Origin of the sequence: Nocardiopsis sp. FIRDI 009 (assembly GCF_003386285.1) — a bacterium.
Classification (GTDB): Bacteria; Actinomycetota; Actinomycetes; order Streptosporangiales; family Streptosporangiaceae; genus Nocardiopsis.
Genome location: NZ_QPNC01000022.1, coordinates 32715 through 39703 on the forward strand (window position 1 = coordinate 32715; position 6989 = coordinate 39703).

The window sequence follows — 6989 nt, forward strand, 5'->3', positions numbered from 1 at the left end:
CTCGCGCACGTCGCGGCGCCCGCCCGGCCCTGTCCGTGCCGAGTGTGACGAAGGCGACCACGCGCAGGATGTCGTCCCGGCGGCGGCCGATCCCCTCCAGGCCGGCCAGCCGCGACTCCGAGCCCAAGATGCTGGTGTTCCTCAACCCCCCACCCCCACACCCCGCGCCGACCGCCCCCCAGCCACCCTCACACGAGCTTCGTCCACCAGCGCCCGCGCCCGCGACTCCACACCCCTGACCCGCCCGACGTCACCACCACGCGACCACACCTCCCCCTCGGCCTCGGCCTGCACCCGCCACAGATCCACCAACGCCCCCGCCAACCGGTACCGGTCCCCCACACCACCACCGGACTCCACCCGCGCGCACGCACGCTCGCACACCGCCAACGCCGCCTCCACCCGCGCCGGACCCCGCCGATTGAGCACCACCACACACACCACAGCACCCACCACGGCCCCCAACACCGTGGCCCAGAACCGCTCCACCACCATCCCGTCCGTGGCCGCCCCCGGCTGGGTCAGACTCGACAACGCCAACGTCAACGGCGTCACCAACACGACCGCGTACGCGTAGTGGGTCATCACCACCAACTCCACCCCCACCTGACAGACCACGATCAACACCACCGTGCTCCACACCGTGTGATCGACCGCGAACACCACCGCCGCCACCACGATCCCCGCCACCGTGCCCGTGGCACGCTGCACCGTCCGACGCCAGGTCGAGGACGCGTTCGTGGCCTGCAGCACCGACGCCGCCGACACCACCGCCCAGTACCAGTGCTCCACCCCCAACACCGGCGCCAACGCCCCCGCCACCGCGGCGGCCACCAGCACCCGCGCCACCGACACCGGCACCGCCGAAGGCCACCGCCACGCCCGACCGAGCCGCGCACCCCACCCCGGCGCACCCGGCCAGGCCCCGCGCACCCGCTCCGCGTGGGCGGCCAACACCGCCCGCTCCCCCTGACCCACCCCCACCTCGGGCACCCGGCGGCGACGGCACCGCCGCGCCAACCCGGTCAACTCCGCGGCCGTGCGCGCGTCAACCGCCCGGTCCCCCGACCCCGCCAACGCCAGGTCCGCGCGCGCCGTCAACACCTCCAGCTCACCCACCGCCACACGCCGGCGCGGCGCGGACACCACCGACTCCCAGGCCCCGCACACCGCCGCCTCGGCGTCCCGGCGCCGCTCCAGGGACGGATCCCGCAGCTGGTGGGCCACCGCCACCAGGGCACGCGCCACCACCAACCGCTCCGGGGCGCTCGGATGCACCAGCACCCCCGCCGACGCCACCACCCAGCACAGGGCGGCCGCCGTCGCGGTCGCGGCCACCTGCACCGGTATCGCGTCCATGCTCTGGGGGGTGTAGGAGCTCACCCCCGCCGCGAACACGAACATCATCCCGCCCGGCGGACCGAAGCCCCAGGCGTCGGAGACGAACTTGACCGCCGCGGCCACCACCGCCACCACCAGCACCGGCACCCACGCCCCACCGACCAGGGCCCTGGTCAGCGACCCCACCAGGACCGACACCGTCAACGTGGCACCCACCAGCGCCAGAACCCGGCGGCGCCGGGCGTAGGCGTCATCGCGCGCGTACAGGGCCGTGAAGCACCCCAGTGCCGCGTACGGGGCCAGGTCCAGGCGGCCGACCCCCACCAGCGCCACCAGGGGCACGGCCACGCACAACCCGGCGCGCACCGCCGTCACCGCGACGTTGCCGATCACGCGTCGGGGCCGCGGAGCACCTCCCGGACCGAACAGGCGCGCCCACCGAACAGAACCAAAGTAATTCACAAGTAAACTACTGTAGGCTGGTGACCCACGGCACCCCCACCCGGGGGCACCCCCACCACCCACCGTCAGAAACAGCACACCATGAGCGACGCCGTCGCCCGCTTCCGCGACGCCTGGGCCCACACCCGCCCCGACCTGGACCTGTCCAGCATGGAAACCCTGGGCCGCGTCCGCCGCCTGGCCTGCCTGCTGAACACCATCACCGACGACCACCTCACCGACAGCGACCTCACCCGCCCCGAATTCGAGGTCCTGTCCGCCCTGCGCCGCTCCCCCCAGGGCCTACGCCCCCGTCAACTCACCCGCGCCACCCTCTCCTCCGGCGCCGCCACCACCAAACGCCTCACCCGCCTGGAAAACGCCGGCCTCATCACCCGCACCCCCCTCCAACGCGACCGCCGCGAAGTCCAGGTCCAACTCACCCCCCAAGGCCGCGACCTCATCGACCGCCTCTACCCCACCCAACTCGACCGCGAAACCGCCCTCCTGGCCCCCCTGACCCACCACGAACGCACCCAACTCGCCGACCTCCTGCGCCGCGTCCTGACCCCCATCGACCCCGCCTGAACCACACCCCCACAAACCCCGTGCCCCACCACCCCGCAGATGGCATGATCCAACCCATGTCCGTACGCGAACTCGTGGTCCTGGGCACCTCCAGCGCCGTCCCCACCCGCAACCGCAACCACAACGGCTACTTCCTGCGCTGGGACAACCACGGCATCCTCCTCGACCCCGGCGAAGGCACCCAACGCCAGATGCGCCTGGCCAAACTCGCCGCCACCGACATCACCCGCATCCTGGTCACCCACTTCCACGGCGACCACTGCCTCGGCCTCCCCGGCATCATCCAACGCCTGGCCCGCGACCGCGTCCCCCACCCCGTCCGCGTCGCCTACCCCGCCGACGGCGAACCCTACTGGCGCCGCCTACGCCACGCCTCCGTCTTCCACGACACCAGCGTCATCATCAGCCAACCCCTCACCCCCGACACCCCCCACATCCCCGGAGACAAGGACCTGCACATCACCACCCTGCCCCTGAACCACTCCATCCCCTGCCACGGCTACCGCATCGCCGAACCCGACGGCTGGCGCATGCTCCCCGACCGCCTCCGCCACCACGGCATCCACGGCCCCCACATCGGCCAACTCCAACGCCAAGGCACCCTGACCACCGACGACGGACGCACCATCACCCTCGCCGACTGCGCCACCCCCCGCCCCGGACAGGTGTTCGCCTTCGTCATGGACACCGGCGAATGCGACAACGCCATCGAACTCGCCCGCGGCGCCGACATGCTCGTCACCGAGGCCACCTTCCTCGACAGCGAAACCGAACTCGCCCGCTCCTACCAACACCTCACCGCCCGCCAGGCCGGACGCATCGCCGCCCAAGCCCAGGTACGCACCCTCGTCCTGACCCACCTGTCCGAACGCTACGACGCCACCGACGAACCCCACTTCGTCGCCCAAGCCGCACAGGAGTTCGACGGCCCCATCGTGCTGGCCGCCGACCTCGAACGCGTCCCCGTCCCACCCCGCCCCGCCACACCCCACTGACCCCACCCACCACACACAAAAAAAGGGGGTGAGACACCCCCCTTTCACCTCACCCCCACACCGGCCGCACGCTACCCAACACCCGATCCACCGCGATCTCGATCACCACCCGATTCGGGTTCTGCCGCGGCCGCCGATACCGCTCCTCATACCGGCGCTCCGCCTCAGCCACCGCCCCCGGATCCCGCGACACCCGCGCCACACCCTCCAACGTCGACCACCGACGCCCCTCCACCTGGCTCACCGCCACCCGCGTCCCCGCCCGCGCCGCCAGATTCCGCGCCTTGTAACTCGCACCATCGCAGATCACCCGCGCCACCCGCCGCTCCGCGTCCAACGTCACCCCCACCGGCACCTGGTGGATACTCCCGTCCGGACGCGGACTGGCCAACATGCACAACCGCCGCTCACTCCAGAACACGACGAACTCGTCCTCGGCCAGCACCGACCCACTCACAAGGCACCCCAATCACCGTCGAAAACCCCAGCATCCCACCCCCTAGACTCCACACACCCCACCACAAGGAGTCACCATGACCACACCCACCCCCCACGCCCACGGCATGCTCGACGTCGGCCAAGGACACCACCTCCACTGGCAGGCCCACGGCAACCCCCACGGCACCCCCGCCCTCGTCCTCCACGGCGGACCCGGCTCCGGCTGCCACCCCGGCTGGACCGACTTCTTCGACACCACCCACTACCGCGTCATCCTCCTCGACCAACGCGGCACCGGCCACAGCACCCCACCCGCCCACGACCCCACCACCGACCTGACCACCAACACCACCCCCCACCTCATCAACGACATCGAAACCCTACGCACCCACCTGGGCATCAACACCTGGCTCGTCCTGGGCGGCTCCTGGGGCTCCACCCTGGCCCTGGCCTACACCCAAACCCACCCCACCCGCGTCCACGCCCTGGTCCTGGTCGCCGTCACCACCACCACCGCCCGCGAAGTCCACTGGATCACCCACGACATGGGCCGCGTCTTCCCCGAGGAATGAGACCGCTTCCGCCACGCCGCCGGACCCCACGCCAACCCCCACGACCTGGCCACCGCCTACGCCCGCCTCCTGGCCGACCCCGACCCGCGCGTACGCCACGACGCCGCCCGCGCCTGGTGCCGGTGGGAGGACGTCCACATCTCCACCGTCCCCGAAGCCCGCCCCAACCCCCGCTACAACGACCCCGACTTCCGCATGACCTTCGCCCGCCTGGTCACCCACTACTGGAGCAACGCCGCCTTCCTGCCCGAGGGACACCTCCTCGACCACGCCCACACCCTCAACGGCATCCCCGGCCACATGATCCACGGCCGCCTCGACATCAGCGGCCCCGCCGACATCCCCGTCCGCCTCGCCCAGCACTGGACCGACGCCGAACTGACCATCCTCTCCGGCGCCGGCCACGGGCGCGGCCAAACCCAGGGCGAACCCACCATGCTCCAAGCCGCCCGCGCCGCCACCGACCGCCTTGCCCGCACCCCCGGGTAACGGAAACCACCACCCCCACACCCAACGGGCGCCCACCGACGTGGGCGCCCGTTCCCCATCCCCGACCACCCTCACCCATCAGCCACAATGGCCACACACCAACCCCGTACACGAAAGACCCGCCCCGTGCCCACACCCCTGCCCAAAGCCGAACTCCACCTGCACATCGAAGGCACCCTGGAGCCCGAACTCGCCTTCACCCTGGCCGAACGCAACGACATCACCCTGCCCCACCCCACCATCGACGCCCTACGCGCCGCCTACTCCTTCACCGACCTGCAGTCCTTCCTGAACCTGTACTACGAGCTCATGGCGGTCCTGCGCACCGAAGCCGACTTCACCGACCTGGCCGAGGCCTACCTGACCCGCGCCGCCGCCCAGGGCGTCCGCCACGCCGAGATCTTCTTCGACCCCCAGGCCCACACCAGCCGCGGCGTCAGCCTCGACACCGTCGTCAACGGACTGGGCGCCGCCCTGGACACCAGCCTGGAGCGCCACGGCATCAGCACCCACCTCATCCTGTGCTTCCTGCGCGACCGCCCCGCCACCGAAGCCCTGGCCACCCTCCACGCCGCCCGCCCCCACCTGCACCGCATCAGTACCGTGGGCCTGGACTCGGCCGAACTCGGCCACCCGCCCGAGAAGTTCACCCACGTCTTCGACACCGCCCGCGCCCTGGGGCTGCGCTGCGTCGCCCACGCCGGTGAGGAGGGCCCCGCCTCCTACATCTGGCAGGCCCTCAACCTGCTCAAGGTCGAGCGCGTCGACCACGGCATCCGCTGCCTGGAGGACCCCGAGCTGACCGCCCACCTGGCCGCCACCCAAACCCCCCTGACCGTGTGCCCCCTGTCCAACGTGCGCCTACGCGCCGTCAACACCCTGGCCGACCACCCCCTGCCCGCCCTCATGGACGCCGGCCTGCTGGTCACCGTCAACTCCGACGACCCCGCCTACTTCGGCGGCTACGTCCACGACAACTACGAGGCCCTGCGCCACCGCCTCGGCCTCGACGAGACCACCCTGCGCCAACTGGCCCGCAACTCCTTCACCGCCGCCTTCCTGGACCCCCGGCGCCGCGACGAACTCATCGCCCAACTCGACGCCCACCCCACCCCCTGACCCACCCGACACACGAACGGGCCCGAGGGCGGTGCGGCCCCGGGCCCGACCACCACACCTGCACGCCGCCCAGAATGAACCCCGACCGCGACCGCGCCAACTCCACCACCTCACGCGGCGCGCTCCGCAGCGAACCCGCCTCGAACGGCGACGCCGGATCGTACTCGACAGCCAACTGCACCAACTCCGCACCGCGCCGGCCCGCCAACATCAACCCCATGTCGAGCCCCGCACTCACCCCCGCCGAGGCCACCACGAACACCCCCGCGCACACCGACGCCGTACGTCGCGCCCGCGCCGACACCCGCCCGACCGCCCCCACACCGGAGGAAGTCGTGACCGCACCACCACCCAAGGACGCCACACGCACCCGGTAGTCCACCCCAGGCGCCCCCGCGAACACCTCCAACGGACCCGTCACGCCCAGACTCCGCACAACGCCGAAGACGACGATGACCAGACCACCTCACGTCGCATGGCCCCATCTCGGCCACCAAGCGCACACCCCACCCTTCCCGCCACCACCCCACCAGCCCCAACACCCCGGCCCCACCGCCACCACCCACCCCACCCGCACCGCATACCCTCGACACACCACCCCGACCGAGGACGCGAGCACCCCCACAGAACTCTCACCCACCCGCGACGATCCCACCCACCAGACGACCACCCACACGAACGGACACCCGTGAAGCTCTCCCACCGCGGCAAGCTGCACGCCAGCCCCGCCCCCACCCCACCCACCCGGCCACCCCTCATCGAGCTCCACAACGTGTCCCTCATCCACGACCGCACCCCCCTGATCACCCACCTCGACCTGACCGTCCACCCCGGCGAACACGTCGCCCTCATCGGCCTGTCCCCCACCGCCACCACCGCCCTGACCCACCTGCTCACCGGCCACACCACCCCCACCCACGGCCACATCACCACCCACACCACCGCCCACCTGACCACCGAACCCCACCCCACCCACCCCCCACTACTCATCCACACCGACCCCACA

General features: G+C 71.7%; 9 protein-coding genes. 7 read left to right on the top strand and 2 right to left on the bottom strand.

Annotation, left to right across the window (positions count from 1 at the left end; genetic code table 11):
- Window positions 1-141: 141 nt before the first annotated feature.
- Window positions 142-1734, bottom strand: a complete 1593-nt coding sequence (locus tag DVR05_RS27840; RefSeq protein WP_116247375.1) for an FUSC family protein — start codon at window positions 1732-1734, stop codon at window positions 142-144.
- Window positions 1735-1884: 150 nt separating this feature from the next.
- On the opposite strand from DVR05_RS27840, the gene DVR05_RS19595 reads away from it, so the two are divergent.
- Together DVR05_RS19595 and DVR05_RS19600 are read left to right on the top strand one after the other, a co-directional pair.
- A complete protein-coding gene (locus DVR05_RS19595; RefSeq protein WP_116247376.1) occupies window positions 1885-2370 on the top strand; it encodes a MarR family winged helix-turn-helix transcriptional regulator in 486 nt (161 codons plus the stop codon).
- 56 nt (window positions 2371-2426) lie between these two features.
- Window positions 2427-3365 carry a ribonuclease Z gene (locus DVR05_RS19600; RefSeq protein WP_116247377.1) on the top strand — a complete coding sequence of 313 codons (939 nt, stop codon included), beginning with the start codon at window positions 2427-2429 and terminating at the stop codon, window positions 3363-3365.
- A gap of 49 nt (window positions 3366-3414) precedes the next feature.
- On the opposite strand, the gene DVR05_RS19605 is transcribed toward DVR05_RS19600, so the two are convergent.
- Complete coding sequence (locus DVR05_RS19605; protein WP_369974558.1) at window positions 3415-3822, bottom strand: TIGR03618 family F420-dependent PPOX class oxidoreductase; 408 nt, start codon at window positions 3820-3822, stop codon at window positions 3415-3417.
- Window positions 3823-3898: 76 nt separating this feature from the next.
- Between DVR05_RS19605 and DVR05_RS27975 the strand changes: the two genes are divergently transcribed.
- From DVR05_RS27975 to DVR05_RS26680, 5 genes are all read left to right on the top strand, one after another.
- Window positions 3899-4375, top strand: a complete 477-nt coding sequence (locus DVR05_RS27975; protein WP_369974559.1) for an alpha/beta fold hydrolase — start codon at window positions 3899-3901, stop codon at window positions 4373-4375.
- A gap of 195 nt (window positions 4376-4570) precedes the next feature.
- The gene (locus DVR05_RS27980) at window positions 4571-4864 is read left to right on the top strand and encodes a hypothetical protein (RefSeq protein ID WP_369974560.1); all 294 of its coding nucleotides are present in this window, start codon (window positions 4571-4573) and stop codon (window positions 4862-4864) included.
- An 87-nt stretch (window positions 4865-4951) separates the two neighbouring features.
- Entirely contained in the window at window positions 4952-5983 is a 1032-nt protein-coding gene (locus tag DVR05_RS19615) for an adenosine deaminase (protein ID WP_116247378.1), read from the top strand.
- Window positions 5984-6057: 74 nt separating this feature from the next.
- Complete coding sequence (locus DVR05_RS19620; protein WP_116247379.1) at window positions 6058-6360, top strand: hypothetical protein; 303 nt, start codon at window positions 6058-6060, stop codon at window positions 6358-6360.
- Between the two features lie 311 nt (window positions 6361-6671).
- Window positions 6672-6989: ATP-binding cassette domain-containing protein (locus DVR05_RS26680; RefSeq protein WP_394341621.1), on the top strand; the 318-nt coding region annotated here is incomplete at its 3' end.

Excerpts from the sequence above, each read along its gene's own strand:
- DVR05_RS19595 (WP_116247376.1), top strand. The coding sequence starts at position 1,885 with ATGAGCGACGCCGTCGCCCGCTTCCGCGACGCCTGGGCCCACACCCGC.
- DVR05_RS19600 (WP_116247377.1), top strand. The coding sequence starts at position 2,427 with ATGTCCGTACGCGAACTCGTGGTCCTGGGCACCTCCAGCGCCGTCCCC.
- DVR05_RS27975 (WP_369974559.1), top strand. The coding sequence starts at position 3,899 with ATGACCACACCCACCCCCCACGCCCACGGCATGCTCGACGTCGGCCAA.
- DVR05_RS27980 (WP_369974560.1), top strand. The coding sequence starts at position 4,571 with ATGACCTTCGCCCGCCTGGTCACCCACTACTGGAGCAACGCCGCCTTC.
- DVR05_RS19615 (WP_116247378.1), top strand. The coding sequence starts at position 4,952 with ATGGCCACACACCAACCCCGTACACGAAAGACCCGCCCCGTGCCCACA.
- DVR05_RS19620 (WP_116247379.1), top strand. The coding sequence starts at position 6,058 with ATGAACCCCGACCGCGACCGCGCCAACTCCACCACCTCACGCGGCGCG.